This is a genomic window from Sphingomonas sp. SUN019, assembly GCF_024758705.1.
Taxonomy (GTDB): Bacteria; Pseudomonadota; Alphaproteobacteria; order Sphingomonadales; family Sphingomonadaceae; genus Sphingomonas.
The window spans coordinates 2,771,954-2,794,842 of the sequence record NZ_CP096971.1; the positions used below are offsets into that span (position 1 = coordinate 2,771,954).

Annotated in this window: 25 protein-coding genes and 1 riboswitch; of the genes, 20 read left to right on the forward strand and 5 right to left on the reverse strand. The window is 66.3% G+C overall.

Annotated elements, in window-relative coordinates; genetic code table 11:
* The first annotated feature begins 52 nt into the window (after positions 1 to 52).
* The 19 genes from M0208_RS13360 (at position 53) to M0208_RS13450 (ending at position 17,820) form a co-directional block, all read left to right on the forward strand.
* Positions 53 to 1,174 (forward strand): OmpA family protein, encoded by a 1,122-nt coding sequence (locus tag M0208_RS13360; RefSeq protein WP_258892167.1) that lies wholly within the window; start codon positions 53 to 55, stop codon positions 1,172 to 1,174.
* Between the two features lie 179 nt (positions 1,175 to 1,353).
* Positions 1,354 to 2,655: a UDP-glucose/GDP-mannose dehydrogenase family protein gene (locus M0208_RS13365; RefSeq protein ID WP_258892168.1), complete on the forward strand. Its 1,302-nt coding sequence runs from the start codon at positions 1,354 to 1,356 to the stop codon at positions 2,653 to 2,655.
* Positions 2,652 to 3,083 carry a VOC family protein gene (locus M0208_RS13370; protein ID WP_258892169.1) on the forward strand — a complete coding sequence of 144 codons (432 nt, stop codon included), beginning with the start codon at positions 2,652 to 2,654 and terminating at the stop codon, positions 3,081 to 3,083. The genes M0208_RS13365 and M0208_RS13370 overlap by 4 nt, the downstream gene beginning before the upstream one ends.
* Before the next feature lie 39 nt (positions 3,084 to 3,122).
* The gene (gene ruvA, locus M0208_RS13375) at positions 3,123 to 3,719 is read left to right on the forward strand and encodes a Holliday junction branch migration protein RuvA (protein ID WP_258892170.1); all 597 of its coding nucleotides are present in this window, start codon (positions 3,123 to 3,125) and stop codon (positions 3,717 to 3,719) included.
* Positions 3,720 to 3,850: 131 nt separating this feature from the next.
* Positions 3,851 to 4,396 carry an RcnB family protein gene (locus M0208_RS13380; RefSeq protein WP_258892171.1) on the forward strand — a complete coding sequence of 182 codons (546 nt, stop codon included), beginning with the start codon at positions 3,851 to 3,853 and terminating at the stop codon, positions 4,394 to 4,396.
* Between the two features lie 60 nt (positions 4,397 to 4,456).
* Positions 4,457 to 5,479, forward strand: coding sequence for a Holliday junction branch migration DNA helicase RuvB (gene ruvB / locus M0208_RS13385; RefSeq protein WP_258892172.1), 1,023 nt, complete (start codon positions 4,457 to 4,459; stop codon positions 5,477 to 5,479).
* 59 nt (positions 5,480 to 5,538) lie between these two features.
* A complete protein-coding gene (locus tag M0208_RS13390) occupies positions 5,539 to 5,973 on the forward strand; it encodes a BLUF domain-containing protein (RefSeq protein ID WP_258892173.1) in 435 nt (144 codons plus the stop codon).
* A 71-nt stretch (positions 5,974 to 6,044) separates the two neighbouring features.
* Positions 6,045 to 8,318, forward strand: a complete 2,274-nt coding sequence (gene ptsP / locus M0208_RS13395; protein WP_258892174.1) for a phosphoenolpyruvate--protein phosphotransferase — start codon at positions 6,045 to 6,047, stop codon at positions 8,316 to 8,318.
* A 138-nt stretch (positions 8,319 to 8,456) separates the two neighbouring features.
* Positions 8,457 to 9,446: a RodZ domain-containing protein gene (locus M0208_RS13400; protein ID WP_258892175.1), complete on the forward strand. Its 990-nt coding sequence runs from the start codon at positions 8,457 to 8,459 to the stop codon at positions 9,444 to 9,446.
* A 78-nt stretch (positions 9,447 to 9,524) separates the two neighbouring features.
* Positions 9,525 to 10,430 (forward strand): hypothetical protein, encoded by a 906-nt coding sequence (locus tag M0208_RS13405; RefSeq protein WP_258892176.1) that lies wholly within the window; start codon positions 9,525 to 9,527, stop codon positions 10,428 to 10,430.
* Positions 10,431 to 10,453: 23 nt separating this feature from the next.
* Positions 10,454 to 11,461 (forward strand): tRNA lysidine(34) synthetase TilS, encoded by a 1,008-nt coding sequence (gene tilS / locus M0208_RS13410; protein WP_258892177.1) that lies wholly within the window; start codon positions 10,454 to 10,456, stop codon positions 11,459 to 11,461.
* A 73-nt stretch (positions 11,462 to 11,534) separates the two neighbouring features.
* A complete protein-coding gene (gene ftsH, locus M0208_RS13415; protein ID WP_309547012.1) occupies positions 11,535 to 13,514 on the forward strand; it encodes an ATP-dependent zinc metalloprotease FtsH in 1,980 nt (659 codons plus the stop codon).
* Between the two features lie 93 nt (positions 13,515 to 13,607).
* Positions 13,608 to 14,945, forward strand: a complete 1,338-nt coding sequence (locus tag M0208_RS13420) for a S41 family peptidase (protein ID WP_258892178.1) — start codon at positions 13,608 to 13,610, stop codon at positions 14,943 to 14,945.
* A gap of 10 nt (positions 14,946 to 14,955) precedes the next feature.
* Positions 14,956 to 15,438: a disulfide bond formation protein B gene (locus tag M0208_RS13425; RefSeq protein ID WP_258892179.1), complete on the forward strand. Its 483-nt coding sequence runs from the start codon at positions 14,956 to 14,958 to the stop codon at positions 15,436 to 15,438.
* Positions 15,435 to 15,968 carry a demethoxyubiquinone hydroxylase family protein gene (locus M0208_RS13430; RefSeq protein ID WP_258892180.1) on the forward strand — a complete coding sequence of 178 codons (534 nt, stop codon included), beginning with the start codon at positions 15,435 to 15,437 and terminating at the stop codon, positions 15,966 to 15,968. Before M0208_RS13425 ends, M0208_RS13430 begins: the two co-directional genes overlap by 4 nt.
* Before the next feature lie 12 nt (positions 15,969 to 15,980).
* Complete coding sequence (locus M0208_RS13435) at positions 15,981 to 16,478, forward strand: hypothetical protein (RefSeq protein ID WP_258892181.1); 498 nt, start codon at positions 15,981 to 15,983, stop codon at positions 16,476 to 16,478.
* A gap of 46 nt (positions 16,479 to 16,524) precedes the next feature.
* Positions 16,525 to 17,028, forward strand: a complete 504-nt coding sequence (locus M0208_RS13440) for a DUF2306 domain-containing protein (protein ID WP_258892182.1) — start codon at positions 16,525 to 16,527, stop codon at positions 17,026 to 17,028.
* A gap of 6 nt (positions 17,029 to 17,034) precedes the next feature.
* Positions 17,035 to 17,114, forward strand: a riboswitch (ZMP/ZTP riboswitch).
* A gap of 18 nt (positions 17,115 to 17,132) precedes the next feature.
* Positions 17,133 to 17,255 (forward strand): hypothetical protein, encoded by a 123-nt coding sequence (locus M0208_RS13445; protein ID WP_258892183.1) that lies wholly within the window; start codon positions 17,133 to 17,135, stop codon positions 17,253 to 17,255.
* A gap of 7 nt (positions 17,256 to 17,262) precedes the next feature.
* Positions 17,263 to 17,820, forward strand: a complete 558-nt coding sequence (locus tag M0208_RS13450) for a DJ-1/PfpI family protein (protein ID WP_258892184.1) — start codon at positions 17,263 to 17,265, stop codon at positions 17,818 to 17,820.
* On the opposite strand, the gene M0208_RS13455 is transcribed toward M0208_RS13450, so the two are convergent.
* Complete coding sequence (locus M0208_RS13455; protein WP_258892185.1) at positions 17,811 to 18,449, reverse strand: DedA family protein; 639 nt, start codon at positions 18,447 to 18,449, stop codon at positions 17,811 to 17,813. The two genes, M0208_RS13450 and M0208_RS13455, sit on opposite strands and share 10 nt — an antisense overlap.
* Before the next feature lie 49 nt (positions 18,450 to 18,498).
* Positions 18,499 to 18,759: a hypothetical protein gene (locus M0208_RS13460; protein WP_258892186.1), complete on the reverse strand. Its 261-nt coding sequence runs from the start codon at positions 18,757 to 18,759 to the stop codon at positions 18,499 to 18,501.
* Positions 18,760 to 18,814: 55 nt separating this feature from the next.
* Between M0208_RS13460 and M0208_RS13465 the strand changes: the two genes are divergently transcribed.
* Complete coding sequence (locus M0208_RS13465; protein WP_258892187.1) at positions 18,815 to 19,648, forward strand: aldo/keto reductase; 834 nt, start codon at positions 18,815 to 18,817, stop codon at positions 19,646 to 19,648.
* A 15-nt stretch (positions 19,649 to 19,663) separates the two neighbouring features.
* Here M0208_RS13465 and M0208_RS13470 read toward each other — a convergent pair whose 3' ends face one another.
* From M0208_RS13470 to M0208_RS13480, 3 genes are all read right to left on the reverse strand, one after another.
* The gene (locus M0208_RS13470; RefSeq protein WP_258892188.1) at positions 19,664 to 21,052 is read right to left on the reverse strand and encodes a UdgX family uracil-DNA binding protein; all 1,389 of its coding nucleotides are present in this window, start codon (positions 21,050 to 21,052) and stop codon (positions 19,664 to 19,666) included.
* 6 nt (positions 21,053 to 21,058) lie between these two features.
* Positions 21,059 to 21,544 (reverse strand): hemerythrin domain-containing protein, encoded by a 486-nt coding sequence (locus tag M0208_RS13475; RefSeq protein ID WP_258892189.1) that lies wholly within the window; start codon positions 21,542 to 21,544, stop codon positions 21,059 to 21,061.
* 68 nt (positions 21,545 to 21,612) lie between these two features.
* Entirely contained in the window at positions 21,613 to 22,860 is a 1,248-nt protein-coding gene (locus M0208_RS13480) for a putative DNA modification/repair radical SAM protein (RefSeq protein ID WP_258892190.1), read from the reverse strand.
* Positions 22,861 to 22,889 lie beyond the last annotated feature (29 nt).

Sequence of the window (22,889 nt, forward strand, 5' to 3'; positions counted from 1 at the left end):
TTTGGGTAGTGAGTTTGCGCTGTCCGAGTGACACACTGGAAAGGGGATTACGATGCGGAAGCTTGCCGTAGTTATGGCGCTTGCGTCCACCGCACTGGCTTCGCCCGCCTTGGCGCGCGATAATGCTTGGTACGTTGGTGCAGAATTCGGCGGTATGATCGTCGAAGATATCGATTACGACATTGCGGGCACGACTGCCGCGACGTCGGGTCAGGGAATTCTGAACAGCGATTACGGCTATGATGCCGATGGCGTGATCGGATATGATTTCGGCGGGTTCCGCATGGAAGCCGAAGTCGCCTATAAGTCGGCTGATGTCGATGGTTATGCGTCGTCGACCGTGACGCCGTTCAACACCGGCACCACGACGCAGAATGCGCCGGCCGGCACGTACAATCAGGCTGGCGGCCGTTCGACCGCGCTGAGCTTCATGGTCAATGCCATGCTCGACTTCGGCGATGACGACGGCATTCAGGGCTTCATCGGCGGCGGCGCCGGTGTGGCGCGGGTCAAGACCCGCATCGCGCTCAACCAGCGCGGAAGCTTCCTGAACGATTCGGACACCGTGTTCGCATATCAGGGCATCGCCGGCGTTCGCGCTCCGATCACCGACAACATCGACGTCTCGCTGAAGTATCGCTTCTTCAATGCGCAGGACGTGAAGCTGGTCGACTTCCTGAACCGCTCGTTCGAGTCGCGGTTCCGGTCGCACAGCATCCTGGGTGGCGTGACCTACAACTTCGGCGAACCGGAAGCTCCGCCTCCGCCGCCGCCGCCGCCGCCTCCTCCGCCCCCGCCGCCGCCGCCTCCGCCCGAGGTGGTCTGCTCGCCGGGTCCGTTCATCGTGTTCTTCGAGTGGGACAAGTCGGACATCACCCCGGAAGCGGCGTCGATTCTCGACAACGCGGTCACGCAGTACCAGTCGTGCGGCAACGCGCAGGTCATGCTGGCCGGCCACGCCGACCGTTCGGGTGCGGCATCCTACAACGTGGGTCTCTCGCAGCGTCGTGCCGACGCGGTGAAGGCGTACCTCACGTCGAAGGCCATCCCGGATGGCGTGATCTCGACCGAAGCGTTCGGCGAAAGCCGTCCGCGCGTCGATACCGCCGATGGTGTGCGCGAAGTACAGAACCGTCGCGTGGAAGTCACTTACGGTCCGGGTTCGGGCCAGTAAGACCGGCTTGCCAGACGGCAAAGAATTGGGGAGGTCGGCTGATGCCGGCCTCCCTTTTTCTTTGTATCGAAAATCCAGCGCGACCCGCCTAGACTTCGGCTGGCGCTTCACCCTGTACTTCCGCTAAAGACCGCGCGTCGCGGCGCGGGGGGCGCGCGTGACGGCACAGGGGGCCAGCGATGCGCATTTCCATGATCGGTTCTGGCTACGTCGGTCTCGTGTCGGGGGCGTGCTTCGCCGATTTCGGCCACGACGTGACCTGCGTCGACAAAGACGCGGGAAAGATCGACGCGCTGCTCGCCGGGCGGATGCCGATCTACGAACCCGGCCTCGACCAGCTCGTCGCGACCAATGTCGCGGCCGGTCGGCTGAGCTTCACGACCGATATCGCCGCTGGGGTGGCGGACGCCGATGCGGTGTTCATCGCGGTCGGCACGCCGTCACGGCGGGGCGATGGCCACGCCGATCTGTCGTACGTCTATGCCGCCGCCGAGGAAATCGCGCAGGCGGCCACCGGTCCGCTGGTGGTGGTCAACAAATCCACCGTGCCGGTCGGTACGGGCGACCGGGTCGAAACCATTTTGCGCGACACGCGCGGCGACGTGGCGTTCGCGGTCGTGTCCAATCCCGAGTTCCTGCGCGAAGGCGCGGCGATCGGCGATTTCAAACGGCCCGACCGGATCGTGCTGGGCACCGACGACGCGCGTGCGATGGACGTGATGCGCGAGGTGTATCGCCCGCTCTACCTGAACGAAAGCCCGATCATGTTCACCGGGCGGCGCACCGCCGAACTGATCAAATATGCCGCGAATGCGTTCCTGGCGACCAAGATCACCTTCATCAACGAGATGGCCGATCTGTGCGAGGCGGTCGGCGCGGACGTACAGGACGTGGCGCGCGGGATCGGGCTGGACAACCGTATCGGCCGGAAGTTCCTGCACGCGGGGCCGGGCTATGGCGGTTCGTGTTTCCCGAAGGATACGCTGGCGCTGTTGAAGACAGCGGAGGATTATGATGCGCCGGTGCGCATCGTCGAGGCGGTGGTGAAGGCCAACGACAGCCGCAAGCGCGCGATGGGCCGCAAGGTGATCGCCGCGATGGGCGGCGAAGCGCGCGGCAAGACGGTTGCGGTGCTGGGGCTGACCTTCAAACCCAATACCGACGACATGCGCGACGCGCCCGCGATCTCGATCGTGCAGGCGCTGACCGATGCGGGCGTGACGGTGCGCGCGTTCGATCCCGAAGGGATGGAGGCGGCGCGCGGGCTGATGCCCGACATCACCTATTGCAGCGACGCTTATGATGCCGCGGCGGGCGCGGATGCGGTGGTGATCGTCACTGAATGGGACGCGTTCCGGGCGCTCGACCTCAGCCGTCTGGCGGCGGCGGTGGCGGTTCCGGTGCTGGTCGACCTGCGCAACGTCTATGATCGCGCGGAGGCGGAGAAGGCGGGCTTCGCCTATTCGTCGATCGGGCGGTGAGCGCACCGCCGATCGCGGGGTTGCTGGAGACGGCGCTGTATGTCGACGACATGGCGCGGTCGGCCGGGTTCTTTCGCGACGTGATCGGGCTGACGGTGATGCTGGAGACCGGCCGACTGACGGCGTTCGACGCCGGGCATGGCGGGGTGCTGCTGGTGTTCGCGCGCGGCGAATCCACTGCCGACATGGTGTCGGATCGCGGGACGGTGGCTGGGCATGATGGGCGTGGGCCGCTGCACATGGCGTTCGCGATCGCCGAGCAGGACTATGATGCGTGGCGCGCGCATCTGACCGCCGCGGACGTGCCGCTGCGGGGCGAGATGCGCTGGCCGGCGGGCGGTCGGAGCCTGTACTTCGAGGATCCCGACGGCCATGTGCTGGAGGTGGCGACGCCGGGCCTGTGGGCGAACGACGGCGATCGGCCCTGACGCTTGCCGCCTGGCAGTAGCCGTCGCATAGCCGAGCGCATGATCGCGCATCTCAAAGGCCGCCTGGATTCGACCGACATCGACCATGCGGTGATCGATGTCGGCGGGGTCGGTTATCTGGTCGGCGCGTCGTCGCGGACGCTGGCGAGCATCGGCCCGGTGGGCGAGGCGACGACCTTGTTCACCGAGATGCTGGTGGGCGAGGACTTCATCCGGCTGGTGGGTTTCGCGCGCGCGGAAGAACGCGACTGGTTCCGGTTGCTGACCAGCGTGCAGGGGGTCGGCGCGCGGGTGGCGCTGGCGATCCTGTCGGCGTTCGAGCCGGTCGACCTGAGCCGCGCGATCGCGAGCCAGGACAAGGCGATGGTGGCGCGCGCGAACGGCGTGGGACCGAAACTGGCCGAGCGGATCGTGCGCGAATTGAAGGACAAGGTTGGCGGCATCGCCGCGACGCTCGGGCCGGCCGCGGTGAACGCGCCGGCCGGGGCGGGCGCAGACGCGGTGTCGGCGCTGCTCAATCTGGGCTTTCGTCCGGCCGAAGCGGCGGCGGCGGTGGCGGCCGCGGAGGCCGAGCTTGACGCTGACGCGACGCTGGATGCGCTGGTTCGGCTGGCATTGCGCAAGGCAGCGAAGTGACCTCGGTCACCACGCATCATGTCGACCGCTGAAGCAGCGCGGATATGGGGCAAGCTGGAGCGTCTGAGGGGCGGCTTGCTCCGTCTGTTGAAGCGTTCTAGCCTGCCTCTGCACAGAGACAGGAGACGGTGATGAAGCGGCTTCTTCTGATGACGACGGGCGTACTGCTGGTAATTTCCGACATAGCGATCGCGCAACAGACGACGCGCCCCGCGCCGCCCGAGCGCCCGCAGGTTCAGCCGCCCAGACCGGGCGGGCCGCAAATTCGACCACCGAGACCCGGCGGCCCGCAGGTCCAGCCGCCGCGTCCCGGCCGACCTGAAGTCCAGCCGCCTCGTCCTGGTAGACCCGAGATTCAGCCGCCACGGCCTGGCCGTCCCGAGGTGCGTCCGCCGCGGCCGCCGCATCGGCCCGGCGCGGGACGTCCGCCCAATTTCCGCCCGATCAACTATCCCGGCTGGAATTATCCGCGTGGCTATCGTTATCGTCGCTGGGCGATCGGCGTCATCCTGCCGCGGCTGTTCCTGGCCGATCGTTATTACTTCAACGATTATGGACGGTTGGGCATTGGTCCGCCGCCGCGCGGCTATCGCTGGGTGCGCTATGGGCCCGACCTGCTGCTGGTCGGCACACGGACGGGACGGATCTACGACGTGATCCGCGACGCATTCTACTGAACGACGCGCGATAACCTCGCTCGACACGCGGACGGGCGAACGGGTAGGGAACGGCGGACGATGACCGACGCCGATCGCCTCCTTACCCCCGCCCGCCGGTCCGAAGACGTCGATGCCGCCCTGCGCCCGAAGAGCCTCGACGATTTCGTCGGGCAGCAGGCGGCGCGCGAGAATTTGCGGGTGTTCATCGCGGCGGCGAAGGCACGCGGCGATGCGCTGGACCATGTGTTGTTTTTCGGGCCGCCGGGGCTGGGCAAGACGACGCTGGCGCAGATCGTCGCGCGCGAGATGGGGGTGGGGTTTCGCGCCACGTCCGGGCCGGTGATCGCGAAGTCGGGCGATCTGGCGGCGTTGCTGACGAATCTCGAGGACGGCGACGTGCTGTTCATCGACGAAATTCACCGGTTGCAGCCCGCGGTCGAGGAAATTCTGTATCCGGCGATGGAGGATCGCGCGCTGGACCTGATGATCGGCGAAGGGCCGTCCGCGCGCAGCGTGCGGATCGATCTGCCGCGATTCACGCTGGTCGGGGCGACGACGCGGCAGGGATTGCTGACCACGCCGCTGCGCGACCGGTTCGGGATTCCGGTGCGGCTGCAATTCTATACCGTCGAGGAACTGACGCGGGTGGTGACGCGCGCGGCTGGATTGCTCGACCTGCATGTCGCGCCCGACGGTGCGGTGGAGATCGCGCGGCGCGCGCGCGGCACGCCCCGCATCGCCGGACGCCTGCTGCGGCGGGTGCGTGATTTCGCCAATGTGGCGGGGACGCTGACCGTCGATGCGGTGGCGGCGGACCGCGCGCTGAACCGGCTGGAGGTCGATGCGCTGGGCCTGGATGCGATGGACCGGCGGTATCTGACGATGATCGCGGACGTCTATCGCGGCGGGCCGGTGGGGGTGGAGACGCTGGCCGCGGGCCTGAGCGAGCCGCGCGATACGGTGGAGGAAGTGATCGAGCCCTATCTGATCCAGCTCGGCCTGATCGCACGGACGGCGCGCGGGCGGTGCCTGAATGCGGGCGGGTGGAAGCACCTTGGACTAAGTCCGCCGCCGGGCAGTCAAGACGGACTGTTCGACTAACAGGATTACCCGAGCCGAAGGTCTTGGCATCTGCGCGGCCTCTAGTTCATCTTGCTGCGATGCTGGATTCGATCCTTTACATCAGCGAAAATCGTCTCAGGCGGCAGTCCGATGAAGATCAGTTGGCGCACATCCAGTACGTGTCGGTTTCGCGCAACAGTCTGTACGACATTACCGGCGTCCTGATCGCGACCCCCGATCATTTCGCGCAGTTCATGGAAGGCGACGTGCGCGGGCTGGATGCGGTGATGAACAGCATCCGGGCCGATCCGCGCCATACCCGCATCGTGATGGCGGACACCCCGCCATCGCGCGAACGGCTGTTTCCGAATTGGCGAATGGCGCGCTTCGGGCCTGGCGCGTTCGTCAATGATCACGTCCGGCCGCTGGTGGAACGGCGCAAGGGACGGTTGACGCCAAACGGCGCGCGCGAATTGATCACGCTGATGCGGCGAATGGTTTCGGATTTTCGCGTCCGGCCGCCGTGGTTGTGATCGGTCGGCTTTCCAGCGACGAAACAAATCCTGTCGTGGTACCGCGGGCGACGACCTGCTAGCCACGGTTCATGCCGCTTTCCGCCGCCGCCTCCGCCCGCGAGATACTGGTCAATCTGCATGACGTGATGGCGGCGCGGTCGAATGCGCAGGCCAAGCTGAACAGCGTCGTCAACATCATCGGCGAGGCGCTGGATAGCGAGGTCTGTTCGATCTATCTGTTGCGCGAAGGCGTGCTGGAACTGTTCGCGACCCGCGGGCTGGCGCAGGAAGCGGTGCACGTCACCAAGCTGGCGATGGGCGAGGGTCTGGTCGGCACGATCGCCGAAGGAGGCGAGGTGCTGAACCTCGACGAGGCGGCGAGCCATCCCGATTTCGCGTACAAGCCCGAGACGGGCGAGGATCGCTATCACAGCTTTGCGGGCGTGCCGATCATCCGGCGCGAACGATCGGTCGGTGTGCTGGCGGTGCAGCATACTGAGTCGCGCAAATATGCCGATGTCGAGATCGAAGCGCTGCAGACGGTCGCGATGGTGCTGTCCGAGCTGATCGCCAACGCGGGGCTGATCGACCAGGCGACGGGGCCGGGCGAGCGCGCGCAATCGACCGCCGCGATCCGGCTGCAGGGACAGAAGCTGGTCGACGGGATGGGTGCTGGCGCTGCGGTCTATCATCAGCCGCGGATCACGATCGAACATACCGTGGCGGAGGATACCGATGCCGAGCGGCACCGTGTCTATGCCGCGTTCGACAAGATGCGCGAACAGATCGACCGCATCACGCGCGAGGCCGAATTCGGCGTGGGCGGCGAGCATGACGAGGTGCTCGCGACGTACAAGATGTTCGCGTACGATGAGGGCTGGTCTCGCCGCATCAACGAGGCGATCGACAGCGGCCTGACTGCGGAGGCGGCGATCGAGCGCGTCCAACAGCGCACGCGCCAGCGGATGCGGCAGATCGACGATCCGTTGCTGGCCGACCGGATGCACGATCTGGAGGATCTGTCGAACCGGCTGCTGCGGATCGTATCGGGGCAGATGGGCACCGCGGCGCAGATGGGCCTGCGGCAGGATACCATCCTGATCGCGCGCAATCTGGGGCCGGCCGAACTGCTGGAATATGACAAGCGCCGGTTGAAGGGCGTGATCCTGGAGGAAGGATCGCTGACCGCGCACGTCACGATCGTCGCACGCGCGATGGGCGTGCCGGTGCTGGGCCGTGTGCGCGATGTGCGGCGGACGATCGCCGAGGGCGACATGTTGTTGCTCGACGTGACCGAGGGCAACGTGTTCGTCCGTCCCTCTGCATCGATGGAGGAGGCGTTCGACGCGCGGCTGGCGCTGCGGCAGAAGCGAAAGGCGGCCTATGCCGCGCTGCGCGACGTCGCGCCCGAGACGAAGGACGGCCACCGGGTGACGGTGATGGTTAACGCCGGGCTCCGCGACGATGTCGCGGCGCTGGATTTGACCGGGGCGGATGGAATCGGGCTGTTCCGCACCGAGTTTCAGTTCCTGGTGTCGGCGACCTTGCCGCAGCGCGAACGTCAGCAGCGGCTGTACAAGGAAGTGCTCGACGCGGCGGGCGAACGTCCGGTCATCTTCCGCACGGTCGACATCGGCGGCGACAAGGCCTTGCCGTATCTGACGCACGACAATGGCGACGAGGAAAACCCCGCGATGGGGTGGCGCGCGCTCAGGCTCGCGCTCGAACGAGACGGGCTGATGAAGGCGCAGGCGCGCGCGCTGCTGGAGGCGGCGGCGGGGCGGACGCTGTCGGTGATGTTCCCGATGGTCAGCGAGGCGTGGGAGTTCGACGAGGCGAAGGCGTTGTTCGAGGCGCAGCGCGACTGGATGAACAAGCGCGGGCGCAAATTGCCCGACAGGATTCGCTATGGCGCGATGCTGGAGGTGCCGAGCCTCGCGTATCAGCTCGACCTGCTGCTGCCGAACGTCGATTTCGTCTCGATCGGCACCAACGACTTGACGCAATTCCTGTTCGCAGCGGACCGCGCCAACCCCAAGCTGGCCGAGCGCTATGACTGGCTGTCGACCTCCATCCTGCGTTTCCTGAAGCAGGTCGTCGGCCCGACGCGCGATGCGGGCGTCGCGCTGGCGGTATGCGGCGAGATGGGCGGACGGCCGCTGGAGGCGATGGCGCTGATCGGTCTGGGGATCGACCGGCTGTCGATCACGCCGGCGGCGGTGGGGCCGATCAAGGCGATGGTGCGCAGTCTGGACCGTGCCGCAATTTCCGATGAAATGGACCGGTTGCTGGCGACGCCGCCGCGCGACATGCGGGCGGCGCTTTCCGAATGGGCGGAGCGGCATAGTGTCGAACTTGCCTGACGAGACGGGCGCGGCGTCGAACGGGCGCGATGATTCGATCAACGGCTGCGGCGCTCGATTGACAGCCCGGCTGCCCTCTGTGAGACGTGCGCCGCGGAGGCGGTCATCGTCAGGCCATCGCCCCGAGCGGAGATCCGAATGACCGAAGCCGAGCGCGGCGACGATGCGACGCGCCTCACCAGAACCGTCGGTGAACGCCTGCGCGCGAAGCGTGAGGCGCTAGGCCTGTCGCTGGCCGAAGTGGCGGCGCGCACGCGCGTGCCGCTGCGTCATCTGGAGGCGATCGAGGCGGCGGATTTCGCTGGACTGCCGTCTGCTACCTATGCGGTCGGTTTCGTGCGCGCCTATGCGCGCGCGGTCGACGAGGACGAGATCGTGCTGGCGCGCGACGTTCGCGCCGAGGTGGCGCGGGTGCAGCGGCCAACCCCGCGTTATGAGCCGTATGAGATCGCCGATCCGTCGCGCGTGCCGTCGCGCGGGCTGATGATCGTGGCGGCCGGAATCGCGATCGCGGTGCTGGTGCTGGCGGGTCTGTGGTTGGCCACGGGCTTTGGCCGCGACGGGCAGAACGCGGGGACGGCGGTTGTTGCGATCCCGGTTCCGGCGGCCCCTGCGCCGGTCGCCAGCCCGACCCCCGCCGGCGGCGGGCAGGTTGCGCTGACCGCGACCGACGAATTGTGGATGGAAGTCTATGAATCGGACGGCAAGCGGCTGTTCACGGGGACGATGAGGGCAGGCCAGACGTTCGACGTACCGCCGGATGCGAAAGATCCGATGATCAATATCGGGCGTCCGGACAAATTGTCGGTGACGTTGAACGGATCGAAGGTCGCGCCGCTCGGCACCGGCGAGCGCGCGATCAAGGATGTGCGGATCGGGGCTGCGGCGCTGACCGCGCGTGCGTCGGGGACCAGCGCACCCGTGGCGGAACCGTCGCCGATCGCGACCAGTGGGGCGACTCGCAGCCGCGACGTGCCCCCGGCCTTCGCGCAGCGCCCCCGCCCGCGCGCGACGCCCAGCCGCGCACCCGCGTCGCGGGCGACCGGGCGGCCCCGGCCGCGCGCTTCGCCGAGCCGCGAGGGACCGGAAAACCTGCTGCCGAGCGGGTTCGCGACGGATCGGCCGTAATCGCCGCTCGTAAAGGCTGGCGACAGGGTTCGAACTGTAGCAATGGTGTGATGGTGAACGGTCACCGGGGGGTAACCCATGCGTAAGTTGTTGATGATCGCGCTGTTGTCGGGCGGCGTGTGGAGCGCGCCGGCGCTCGCCCAGGCCAATCTGGATGGCCGTGTCGGCAAGCTGGAAAGTGAAATGCGCGCGGTGCAGCGCAAGGTCTTTCCGGGTGGTGCGGGCACGTTCATCGAACCGCAGATCAACCCGACGCAGGCCGCGCCGCGCGACGTCGGATCGCCCGCGTCCAGCGCGGTCGACGATCTGACGCAGCGCGTGTCGTCGCTCGAAGGGCAGATGGCGACGATGACCGGGCAGATCGAACAGGCGCAATACCGCCTGCGCCAGTTGGAGGAATCCTTCGCCGCCTATCGCAAGACGACTGACGCGAAGCTGGCCACGGGCGTCACGACGCCGCCGCCGACGGCGGGCGGGTTCGGGAATGGCGCAGCGGTGACGCCGCCGGCGGTCCGCCCCGCGGCGCAGGCGCCGGTGGTGCAGGATCCGGCGCGCGGCGCGCAGGTCGCGACCGTCGCGCGGTCGACGACCGGCGATGCGCCGGAGGACGAATATCTCTATGGCTATCGCCTGTGGGCGGCGAAACTGTATCCCGAAGCCGCGACGCAGCTGAAGAAGGTCGTCGCCGATTTTCCCAAGCACCGTCGCGCGAGCTATGCGCAGAATTTGCTCGGGCGGTCGTATCTGGATGACGGCAAGCCGAGCCTCGCGTCGATCGCTTTCTATGACAATTACAAGAAGATGCCCGACGGCGAACGCGCGCCCGAAAGCCTGTTCTATCTCGGGCAGTCGCTGGTGAAGCTGAACAAGCCTGCGGACGCGTGCAAGGTCTATGGCGAACTGACCGACGTTTATGCGGGCAAGATCGCGGCCTCGATGCAGGCCGATATCACCCGCGCGCGGACCGCGGCGAAGTGCAAGTGAGCGCCGTCTGACGGAAGTGCGCGATGCGAACGGCTAGGCCAGCGGAAACTGTCGGCGACGAGCGCGCGCGGTTCCTGACCGATCTGGCTCGCGTAGCAGGGGGGCCTGCGATCCCGCTTGCGCTGGCGGTGTCGGGCGGGCCGGACAGCATGGCGCTGCTGACGCTGGCGGCGGGCGCGTTGCCCGGCGCGGTCGTCGCTGCGACGGTGGACCACGGACTGCGCGACGGTAGCGCGGACGAATCCGCGATGGTCGCGCGGCATTGTGCCGCACTGGGCGTTCCGCACACGATCCTGACTCTCGACGTTCGAATCGAAGGGTCAAGCCTGCAGGCGCGGGCGCGCGAGGCGCGTTACGCGGTGCTCGCGCGCTGGGTCGGAGAGGTAAGGGCGGCGGCGCTGGCGACCGCGCACCATGCCGACGATCAGGCCGAGACGTTTCTGATGCGCGCGGCGCGAGGATCGGGCCTTGCGGGACTGGCCGGGATCAGGCCTTGCGCGACGATCGCGGGCGTTACCGTGGTCAGGCCTTTGCTCGGCTGGCGGCGCGCCGAACTGCGCGCGATCGTCAGGCGTGCGGGTGCGCCGTTCGTCGATGATCCTGCGAACGCCGATCCGCGCCACGACCGTACCCGTTTCCGCAACCTGCTGAACGCGAATGAATGGCTCGACCCGCCCAATCTGGCGCGCGCCGCGGCGGCATTGGCGGAGGCGGAAAGCGGGATGAGCGCGCTGATTGCGTTGCTGTGGACCGAGCGCGCCGAGATGCTGGCGGACCGCGTACGGCTGCAGACCGACGGCATCCCGCGTGACGCGCTCCGGCGGCTGGCGCGCCGCGCGATCGGCGTCGTCCGCGACCAGCGTGGGATCGTCCAGCCCGACTGGTCGGATGCGGTCAATATCGAGCCCTTGCTCGACGCCCTGGCCGCGGGGCGTCGCGCGACTCAGGCCGGGGTGCTGATCAGTCCGAAGGACGGCATCTGGACCTTTCGCCCGGCCCCGCCGCGCCGCCAGCACGGATCGGCATGCTGACCGACGAAACTGCGTGCGCATTCCATTGCCATTAATCCCGGCTGCCCTACATTGCAGGGGCGAAAGGTAGTCCATGAACGACAACGACAAGCAGCAGGGCAACAACGGTTCCGGCGGCGGCGGCGCGGGCGGTCCGAACCCGTGGATGAAAAGCCTGCTGATCTGGGTCGGCATCCTGATGGCGCTGGCCGTCGTGGTCACCATGTTTGACGGCCGCAGCACCGCGGCGCAGGGCAATACGCTCGCCTATTCCACCTTCCTCGACCGCGTCGACAGCGGCGGCGTGAAGGACGTGAATATCAGCCGCGAGCTGATCACCGGCACGCTGGAGAATGGCGACAAGTTCCGCACCTATCCGGTCCAGGACGCGACGCTGGTCGAGAAGCTGCGCAAGGCGGGCGTGCAGGTCGCGGGCAAGCCCGAGGATGGTCCGTCGATCTGGATGGTTCTGCTGTATCAGTCTTTGCCGTTCCTGCTGTTCCTGGGCATCGCGTTCTTCGTGCTGCGCCAGATGCAAAAGGGCGGCGGCGCGGGCGGCGCGATGGGCTTCGGCAAGAGCCGCGCGAAGATGCTAACGCAGAAGGAAGGAAAGGTCACTTTCCAGGACGTCGCTGGCATCGACGAAGCGCGCGAAGAACTGGAGGAGATCGTCGAGTTCCTGAAGGATCCGACGAAATTCGCGCGTTTGGGCGGCAAGATTCCGAAGGGCGCGCTGCTGGTCGGTTCGCCCGGCACCGGCAAGACGCTACTCGCCCGCGCGATCGCGGGTGAGGCGGGCGTGCCGTTCTTCACCATTTCGGGGTCGGACTTCGTCGAGATGTTCGTCGGCGTCGGTGCGAGTCGCGTGCGTGACATGTTCGAGCAGGCGAAGAAGTCCGCGCCGTGCATCGTCTTCATCGACGAAATCGACGCGGTCGGCCGTCATCGCGGCGCAGGCCTCGGCAACGGCAATGACGAGCGCGAGCAGACGCTGAACCAGTTGCTGGTCGAGATGGACGGCTTCGAGGCGAACGAAGGCATCATCATCATCGCCGCGACGAACCGTCCCGACGTGCTGGATCCAGCACTACTGCGTCCGGGCCGCTTCGATCGTCAGGTGATCGTCCCTCGGCCGGATATCGATGGCCGCGTGAAGATTCTCGAAGTCCATATGAAGAAAACCCCGCTCGCGCCCGACGTCGATGCGCGGGTCATCGCGCGCGGCACGCCGGGTTTCTCGGGCGCGGACCTGGCCAATTTGGTCAACGAGGCGGCGCTGACCGCGGCGCGCAAGGGCAAGCGGCTCGTCGCGATGGCCGAGTTTGAGGAGGCCAAGGACAAGGTCATGATGGGCGCGGAACGGCGTTCGATGGTCATGACCGAGGACGAGAAGCGGATGACCGCCTATCACGAGGCGGGGCACGCGATCGTTTCGATCCACGAACAGGCGAGCGATCCGATACACAAGGCGACGATCATTCCGCGCGGCCGTGCGCTGGGCATGGTCATGCGGCTGCCCGAGCGCGATTCGTACAGCTATCACCGCGACAAGATGTACGCGAACCTGGCCGTCGCGATGGGCGGACGCGTCGCCGAGGAAGTCATCTTCGGCTATGACAAGGTGTCGTCGGGCGCGTCTTCCGACATCCAGTACGCCACGGGTCTGGCGCGCGACATGGTCACCAAATGGGGTATGTCGGACAAGGTCGGACCGGTCGAATATGCGCAGCCCGAGGGCGAATCGTTCCTGGGCTATTCCAGTTCGCAACCCGTGCGGATGAGCAATTCGACCGCGCAGTTGATCGACGACGAGATCAAGACGATCGTCGAGGGCGGATTGAACCGCGCCAAGGATCTGCTGACCAAGCATCTCGACCAGTTGCACCTGCTGGCGGGCGCATTGCTCGAGTATGAGACGCTGTCGGGCGACGAGATCAAGCGTCTGATCGCGGGTGAGCATATCGACCGCGGCGACAGCGGCGCGAAGACGCCGCACATCACCGTCGGTACATCGATCCCCAAGACGCGGCGTCCGTCGGGGCCGTTCGGCAATCCCTCTCCCGCAGGCGCGTAGTCGCTCAGGCGCGGTTCACGTCGTCGCGCGCTTGGTGGACGGACGGTTAGTCGCTAGGGTATTGCGACTTTCCGTCCACGGGATTGCTTGGCCATGAAGTTCAAATTCCTGTCCGCCACCGCGCTGGTCGCGACGATCGCGCTGGTTCCGGTCGCCACCGGTGCGATGGCGGCGGTCGACACCAACGCCTATCGGTCGATGGACAAGTTCCTCGACGTGTATAATCGCGTGAAGGCGGATTACGTCGACAAGGTCACCGACGACCAGCTGATCAAGGGCGCGATCGACGGGATGCTTGCCGCGCTCGACCCGCATTCGTCTTACGTCGATGCAAGTGATTTCGAGAATCTGCGTATCCAGACCGAGGGCAATTACGGCGGCCTGGGCCTGTCGGTGTCGATGGAGGACGGCGCGGTGAAGGTCATCGCGCCACAGGAGGATACGCCCGCGTTCAAGGCCGGGATCAAGCCCGGCGACTATATCACGCACATCGACGGGAAGCTGATCTACGGCGGGACGCTCGACGAGGCGGTGGCGCAGATGCGGGGGAAACCCGGCTCCAAGCTGGCGCTGACGATCGTCCGTCCCGGTCGCGACAAGCCGATGGAAATCTCACTCGTCCGCGAGGTCATCGTCCAGCGTCCCGTGAAATGGGAGTTGAAGGGCGATGTCGGCTATATCAACATCAACACCTTCTCCGAGAATACGGGTGCGGACACGCGCGCCGCGATCATGGCGATCGACAAGGCGTTGGGTAAGAAGCCGCTGGGCTATGTCGTGGACCTTCGCTCGAACGGTGGCGGGTTGCTGACGCAGGCGATCGAGGTCAGCGACGCGTTCCTGGAGCGCGGCGAGATCGTGTCGCAGCGTGGACGCGAAAAGACCGATATCGATCGTTATTATGCGAAGCCCGGCGACGATGCGCATGGCCTGCCGGTCGTCGTGCTGACCGATCCGGGAACGGCGAGCGCGAGCGAGATCGTCGCGGGCGCGCTGCAGGACCATCACCGTGCGATCGTGATGGGCGAGCGCACCTTCGGAAAGGGATCGGTCCAGACGCTGCTGCAGGTCGGCCCGACGACCGCGTTGCGGCTGACGACGGCACGCTACTATACCCCGTCGGGCCGGTCGGTGCAGGAGGGCGGAATCGAACCCGATATCGCCGTCCCGCAGCTGTCCGATCCCGATTACAAAACGCGGCCGGTGTTCCGCGAAGCCGATCTGCGGCGGCATTTGATCAACGAGATCAAGACCGACAATGCCGCGCTGGAGGAGGATACGAAGGACGATCCGCGCTTCACCGCGACGCCCGAGGGGCTGAAGAAGCAGGGCATCGAGGATTTCCAGCTCTGGTACGCGCTGAAGACGGTGGCGCGGCTGGGCGGACCGACGCAGGTCGCGGCGGTGACGAGCGCGATGGGCAAGAAATGAGCGTGACTGTTTGACCGAAGCTCAATTTCGCGCGCGCCTGATCGCTTTGTTTCTGCCACTCGCCCTGCTCGCCGGGGCGTGGGGATCGCAACTGATCGGCGGACTGTATCCGTGCGAGATGTGCCATTGGCAACGCTGGCCGCATTATGCCGCGGTGGTGATCGCCGGCTTGGCGTTCGTCGTGCCGGGGCGTTCGACGCGCGTGACGCTGATCGCGGGCGCGGCGGCGATGATCGCGCTGTCGGGGCTGATCGGGGTGTTCCACGCGGGCGTCGAATATCATTGGTGGAACGGCATCACCGCCTGTTCGGTGATGGCGGGGGGAGAGGGCGTCTCGACCGACCAGATGCTCCGCAATATCCTCGCCGCACCCGTCATCCGTTGTGATGCGGCGCAGTGGCGGCTGATCGGGATTTCGCTTGCCGGGTGGAATGCGATATTCTCGCTCGGCGGCGCGGGGTTGATCGCGCTGCTGATCAGGAGGCCCGCATGACGTGGAAACCGGGTGATCGGACGCGCGCGACCGATTCGATGATCCGCGTCGATCAGGCGGGCGAATATGGTGCGACGCGCATCTATGCCGGGCAATTGGCGATCATGGGGCATCGCTCGCCTGCGGCGCGGTCGATCGCGGGCATGGCGTTGCAGGAGGAACGCCACCGGCAGTTCTTCGACCGTATGATCGCCGAACGCGGCGTGCGGCCGACGCTTCTGCAACCGATCTGGAACGTGGCGGGCTTTGCACTGGGTGCGGTGACCGCGGCGATCGGTCCGAAGGCGGCGATGGCGTGCACGGCGGCGGTCGAAACCGAAATCGACAAGCATTACGCCGATCAATTGGTCGAACTGGGCGACAGCGACCCGGAATTGTCGGCCGCGGTCGTCGATTTCCAGGCCGAGGAACTGGAGCATAAGGAAATCGCGCTGGCCAGCGGTGCGGAGGATGCGCCGGCCTATCCATTGATGTCGGCGGTGATCCGCGCCGGCTGTCGCGTGGCGATCGCCGCGGCCAAGCGTATCTGACGGGAGAGTATGATGTTTCGTCGACCTGTTGCCGCCTTGTTGTTGCTGGCTAGCGCGCCCGCGTGGGCGCAGACGGTGGAAACGCCGGCGCCCGATACTTCCAGCGCCATCGCTGCCCCGGCGCTGCCCGGCGCGCCGCGCGCGAGCCGGACCAGCGCAAGCACGGGAACATCGCGCAACGCGCCGATCAACGGCGTGCTGACGCTCTATGGCAACGAACGCTGCCCGACCAATCAGGACGGCGCGGAGGTCGTCGTCTGCGTCCGCCGCGGCGCGGAGGAGCAATTCCGCATCCCGAAGGAATTGCGCAACTTCGAGGTGACGCCCGAGAACGAAAGCTGGGCGGCGCGCGAAAAGGCCAATAACGACGTCGGGAACACTGGCATCGGCAGTTGCACCACGGTCGGCCCCGGCGGCGGCACCGGCTGTTTCGTGCAGAATGCGCGCCGTTCCAAGAAGGACGTGCAGTCGCGCGAAAAGGCCGCGACGCCGGACCTCGATCCTTATTGATCGCTGTCGCACGCTCACCCATGATCGGGGCTGGGGGGCGTGATCCATGGCGACGACAGCAGCGGACGCGCGAAGGGCGAAGGGCCTGGGCGTCGACCTTTATGAGAAGATCCTCTCGGTAGCGGCGACGATCTTGTTAGTCGCGGCGTGTACCGCAATTCTGCGCGGACAGAGCGAATGGTTGCGTGTTCCGGCGCTGATATGGGCGCATCTGGCGACCGTACTGATCGCGACGGGCCTGACGCCGGTGATGTTGCTGCGGCGTCGCGGCGATGCCCGGCACCGGCTGCTCGGCACGGTCTGGGTCGTGGCGATGCTCGCCACCGTCTTGCTGTCGCTCGGCGTGCGGACCGGGGGAGGGTTCAGCGTCATTCACATCCTGTCGCTGTGGACATTGGTGCAGGTGCCGATCATCTGGTGGAGCGCGCGGACGCACAACGTCGTGCGGCATCGGCGCGCGGTGCGCGGCATGGTGACCGGCGCGCTGGTCGTCGCGGGATTTTTCACCTTCCCGTTCGACCGGCTTCTCGGACACTGGCTTTTCGGCTAGAAAAAGTATCGTTCGCGTGACTGGCGCATTCGTGGAGCACCACGGGGGAGCGCGGACCTGATCTGCCGCGCGCCTGGGCATCCTCGAATGTGAAGGACGCGCCCATGACCGATCGTCTCACCATCGCCTTCCTGCTGTTCCCGAACGTGACCCAGCTCGACCTGACCGGGCCGGCGCAGGTGCTGTCTCGGCAATGCGCGGCTGGAACTCGTGTGGAAAACGCTTGATCCGGTGATGACCGATGCGGGATTCGCGATCGTTCCGACCGCGACGTTTGAGGATGTTCCGGCCGCCGATATCCTGTGTGTCCCCGGCGGTTTCGGCATCAACGGCGTGATTGCCGATGACGTGGCGATGGCGTGGGTGCGATCGGTCGGTGAACGGGCGACGTGGGTGACGAGCGTGTGCACCGGATCGCTGATCCTCGGTGCGGCGGGGTTGCTGGAGGGGTATCGCGCAGGGTGCCACTGGGGACAGCGCGAGATGCTGCGGCTGTTCAAGGCCGAGCCGGTCGATGCGCGCACGGTGATCGATCGCAACCGCGTGACCGGCGGGGGCGTCACCGCGGGGATTGATTTCGCGCTGACGCTGACCGCGCTTGTCCGGGGTGAGGACCACGCCCGCGCGGTGCAACTCGCGCTCGAATATGATCCCGCGCCGCCGTTCGACAGCGGTTCGCCCGAGCGCGCCGGTCCGGCGCTGGTGGAAACGTATCGCGCGCGGGTGCGGAAACTGGCCCCGACGCGCGATGACGACCTTCGCGCGCTGGCGGCGAAGCGCGGTTATTCCTGAGGCGTTTTCTTCAGGCCGCGGATGCGGTGCCAGATGAAGAAGACGCCCGCCGCGATGATCGCGACCGCGATGAAGATTTCGAGTTGGTGGTAGATCGCCTTGACCTTCGGATCGCTGTTCCACGCCGCGCCCAGCTTCATGCCGATCCACGCGAGCAGAAAGCACCACGGCCACGATCCGAGGAACGTGTAGACATGGAACGGGATCAGCTTCATGCGCGCGACGCCCGCCGGAAAGGCGATGAAGGTGCGGATGATCGGCAGCAGCCGCCCGACGAACACCGCCGCCGCGCCCCAGCGATTGAAGAAGCGGTCCGCCGCGTCGAGCTCGCCCGGGCCGATCAGCACCCATTTGCCCCATTTTTCCGCCAGCGGCCGTCCACCGCGCCGTCCGACTTCATAGGCGACGATCGATCCCAGATTGCACCCGATCGCCCCCGCCGTCGCCGCCCAGTACAGGTTCAGCTCGCCGGTCGAGACGAGATAGCCCGCAAACGGCATGATGATTTCCGACGGCAGCGGAATGCACGCCGATTCGATCGCCATCAGCAATGCGATTCCCCAATATCCACCGGCCGAGATGACCGCGATGGTGAACGTGGCGAGATAGGCGATGAGCTTTTCGAGCATGGCTAGCGCCGATGCGGCAAGCGGGGTGCGAAGGGAAGGGGCTTTCGCATCAGCCCGAGATCAGCCGGTGGAGCAGCCCGAGTCCGGCGAGCAGAAGGACCAGGATCGCCAGGATGATCAGAAATACCACATAAAGCGTCGACCATGTGCCGGTATCGCCGTCATGCCGCACCGCGACCGCGACGGTCCATGCGACGAACAGCAGAACCGCCAGCCGCGGGCTGACGACCGCGATCAACGCGATCCCCGCCAGCAATCCGGCGAGCAGCGGGCTTGCCGAACGGGCGAGACGCTTTAGTCGATCGATCATGGTGGCCCCCGTGCCGTCCGATCTTGCCGCGTCCGGCCGAGCAGGGTCAAACGCCATGACGGAACCGACGCGCGCGGGCGCGGTTCGTGCGGCCATGACCAGCATGACCCTCAACGACGGCCGGACGATGCCGCAGCTCGGCATGGGAACGTACCTGATCCCCGATTCGCAGGCCGCCAGCGTCATGCGCGCCGGAATCGACCTGGGATTCGCGATGGTCGATACCGCGGCGATCTATCACAACGAACGCGGCGTGGGCGATGGACTGCGCGGCGGCGAGATCTGGATCACGACGAAGCTGTGGAACGATCGCCATGCCGATGCGGCGGCGGCGCTCGACGAGAGCCTGGCGCTGCTCGGGCGCGATTCGGTCGATCTGTATCTGATCCACTGGCCGCACCCGTCGGGCGGAGAATATGTCGCGGCGTGGAAAGGGCTGATCGCGGCGCATGAGGCGGGGAAGGCAAAATCGATCGGCGTGTCGAATTTCCTGCCCGAGCATATCGACGCGATCGTCGCCGCGACCGGCGTAACGCCTGCGGTCAACCAGATCGAACTCCATCCGCGGTTTCAGCAACGCGAGCAGCGCGCCTATCACGACGCGCACGGCATCGTGACGCAGAGCTGGAGTCCGCTGGGGCAGGGCGAGGTGCTGGGCGAAGCGGTCGTAACGACGATCGCCGCGCGGTTGGGCGCGACGGCAGCGCAGGTGGTGATCGCGTGGCATCTTTCGCACGGTCTGTCGGTCATCCCGAAAGCGGCGGATGCGGGACATCTGGCGGACAATCACGGTGCGCTGGCGGTGGAACTGTCGGACGCGGATGTGGCGGCGATCGACGCGCTGGATGATGCGGGCGGGCGGATCGGGCCGGAACCGGGCGCGATGTAGAACCATCCGGCGGGACTATGCCGCCGCCGCGTTCGCCAGCCGTAAATCCTCCACGAACCGCTCAAACTCCTCCTCTGCCTGGGCCTTGTCGGGCAGTCGCAGCAGATAACTCGGGTGCACGGTGATCCACGCTTCGCTGCCACCATCCGGCAGTCGCAGCGCGCGGCCGCGTTCGCGCGAGATGGTCATTACCTTCCCGAACAGCGACCGTGCCGCGGTGGCGCCCAGCGCAACCGTCACTCTCGGGCGCAGCAGCATCCGTTCCTGTTCGATCCACCAGCGGCATGCCTCGATCTCGCCCGCGTCGGGCTTGGCGTGGATGCGGCGTTTGGCGCGCTGTTCGAACTTGAAATGCTTCACCGCGTTGGTGACATAGGCGTCGGCGCGGTCGATCCCGGCCTGCGCCAGAGCGCGGTCGAACACCTGACCCGCGGGGCCGACGAAGGGATGCCCCGCCAGATCCTCCTGATCGCCGGGCTGCTCGCCGACGAACATCAGCGATGCGGTGACGGGGCCTTCGCCGAACACCGTCTGCGTCGCGTGGCGGTGCAGGTGGCAGCGCGTGCAACCCATCGCCTCCTCGCGCAGCGCCTCCCACGCGATCTGCGCGTTGCCGCCGATCGCTCCTCGGGCTTTTTCGATCATGCCGCTCTCCCGCGCTTGCGCCGCCGCCAGCAAGCCCGGAACGAGCGCGGTTTCGGGCATATTCTTCCAGTACTTGCGCGGCATTTCCTTCAGCATCGCGCCGACCTTCACGCGCGCGGGATTGAAGATGCTGGCGTAATAGGTCTTCCAGACCTCCTCGACCGGATCGCCGTCCGGGGCGTCGGCCTTCGCCGCACCGGGGCCTTCGCTCAGCGCCGCGCCGTCCCAGTGGAGCGAAACCTCCGGCGTCAGGATCGACCAGCTCATCGATGCGAAGCGATTGACGAAGAACGCGGCGTTGGCGCGGACGATATGGTGGTCGGGCTCAAACCACGCGACATAGCGCGTCGCGTCGTCCTCGGGCATTTCGCGAAAGCGCAGGAACGCGCGCATCTTGTGGATGTCGCGGCGGACGTTCTTCGCGAGGCCATCGAGGCGGCGGACGAGCGGATCGGCGCGGTCCTCCAGCAGTTTCGGCTGGCTCCGCAATCGCGCCAGCAGTGCATAGAGCAGCGCGAACCGCTCAGGGTCAGAATGCAGGATCGCATTGCGCGCGAGATCAAGGAAGGCGCGCGGAACAGACATCGCGCCGGGGGCGGGGGCTGGGACCGGATCGGCGGTGGCGGCGAACAGGTCGGTCGATTCCGCGCCGACCTGCCACACCACATCCTCGGCCGGCACGTCGTCCGCGACCAGCCCGCGCGCCGCATCGCGCCACGCGTCGAAATCGTCCGGCGCGGGCAGCGTTACGACGCGCATCTGCGATCAATCGCGCTCATCTGCCTCGGGTGGATTCGCCTCGGCGCGCTCCAGTTCCTTCGGCTTGCGGTCTTCGAACACCTTGGCGAGCTTCGCTTCCTCCGCATCGGACAGGCCATCGGCGGCGGCGGGGAACATCTCTTCCTCCTCCTCGTCGATATGATGTTCGTAACGGTGACGCATATCCTTGAACTTCGTCAGCCACGCGCCGGTCCCCATGTCGATCTCGGACAGCTCGCCGAGGAAATCGCCGATTTCCTTGTGCTCGCTGACCGAATGGACCGCGTCCTCACGCAGATCGGGTTTGCCCAGCATCGTCGCGTAGAGCGATTCCTCCTCCGCGGCGGCGTGCGCGGTCACTTCGGTGCGAAATTCGTCGAACAACGCGCGGCGATCCGCGCTGTCGCCGGTCGTCTCGGCGAGTTTGGCGAGCAGATCGCGGTGGCGGTCGTGATCGGCCTTGAGGTCGGCGAAAATCCTGGCGTCGGCCATCGTGTCTCTCCCTGAATGTCCCACGCACAACCGGCCAATCGCCGCCTCGTTTCATCCGCGAATCATTCTCAGGCCGCAAACAGTTCGAGTTGCTGCTTCTTTGGAGTAACAAGCGGTTTCAGCTCGGCGCGATCGGACAGCGTGATCGGCCGCCAATCCGCGGCCACGATGAACGGCCGAACCTTCGCAACCGAAACGGTCAGCCGCGCGACATCCTCGAGCCGCAACCGCCGCCACCGGCGCGAGGCGATGATGTTGGCAACCGCTTTCACCCCCAGCCCCGGCACGCGCAGCAGCAGTTCGCGCGGCGCGCGGTTTACGTCGACCGGGAAGGACGCACGAAACTTCAACGCCCAAGCCAACTTTGGATCGATGTCGAGCGGAAGCATCCCCGTGGCGTCATCGGCGGCGGCGACCACCTCGTGCGGCTGAAATTCATAGAAGCGCATCAGCCAATCGGATTGATACAGGCGATGTTCGCGCATCAGCGGCGGGCGTTGCAGCGGCAGGACGGCGGACGCGTCGGGGATCGGACTGAACGCGGAATAATAGACCCGGCGCAAGCCGAACTTGCCGTACAGCGACGACGCTTTCCGGACGATATCGCCGTCGGTCGCTGCGTCCGCGCCGACGATCATCTGCGTCGACTGTCCCGCGGGCGCGAAGCGTGGCGCGGACTTGAAGCGTTTGCGCGCGTCGCCCGTATCGACGATCGCAGTCTTCATTTCCTTCATCGCAGTCTCGATCCGGCCCGCGGATTTCTCGGGCGCGAGCCGCGTCAGTCCCTGTTCGGTCGGCAGCTCGACATTGATCGACACGCGGTCAGCAAACATTCCGGCCTGATGGACCAGTTCGGGGTCGGCGTCCGGGATCGTCTTCAGATGAATGTAGCCGCGGAAATGATGATCCTCGCGCAGCGACCGCGCGACCTCGACGATCTGCTCCATCGTATAATTCGACGATCCGATGATCCCCGACGACAGGAACAGTCCCTCGATATAATTGCGTTTGTAGAAGGCGATCGTCAAATCGACGACTTCCTTCGCGGTGAACCGCGCGCGGCGAACGTTCGATGACTTGCGGTTGATGCAGTAATGGCAGTCGAAGATGCAGCTGTTCGTCAGCAATATCTTCAGCAGGCTGATGCAGCGGCCATCGGGGGCATAGGCGTGGCAGATGCCCATTCCCTCGGTCGAGCCCAGCCCCTTTCCGTCGCGGCTGTTGCGCTTGGCGGTGCCCGACGACGCGCACGACGCATCGTATTTCGCGGCGTCGGCGAGGATTTCCAGCTTTTGTCGGACATCGAGCTGCGCCATCCGTTTGCTATATGTTCTAATCCGCGCGC